The organism is Bradyrhizobium sp. NBAIM03, assembly GCF_020194055.1.
Lineage (GTDB): Bacteria > Pseudomonadota > Alphaproteobacteria > Rhizobiales > Xanthobacteraceae > Bradyrhizobium > Bradyrhizobium yuanmingense.
The window spans coordinates 1-423 of the sequence record NZ_JADYVS010000200.1 but is presented as its reverse complement, the minus strand read 5'-3'; the positions used below and the strand labels follow the sequence as shown (position 1 = coordinate 423).

Sequence of the window (423 nt, the reverse complement as noted above, 5' to 3'; positions counted from 1 at the left end):
CCCGGTGAAGCAGAAGTAATCGGGGGCGCCATTCCACCATGGACAAGCTCTCGATCAAGGTCACGCTGACGCCCGTCACCGCGCCGACTCTCTTCCCCTATCTGGCCGGCATCCTGGATTCCAAACAACGCGCGCACGCGCTGCGGCACATGGCAGAACTCGGCTACACCGCGTTCCTGGCTAGGCAAGCGGTGCAGACAAATCTGGTGCCGGCACAGGCCATTGCACCGGCTGTCGCCACACTCGTGTCTGCAGCACCAGCGCCGTTCGCTCTCGCGGAGTCTGTGGCACGGCCAAATCCTTCGCCCGCCCCCGCTTTCGATCCGGCCGCCTTGTCCGAGTCCGACTCGCCTTCGCCTGATGGACTGCCAACGGCGATGGCCGAGCACCTCGGTGAAGCCATGGCGCGATTCTTTCCAAACT

The 423-nt window shown here is 64.1% G+C and carries 1 pseudogene; it reads left to right on the top strand.

The features are described from left to right. Positions 1 to 38: 38 nt before the first annotated feature. A pseudogene (locus I6F21_RS38080) lies at positions 39 to 423 on the top strand (hypothetical protein); the annotation flags it as partial.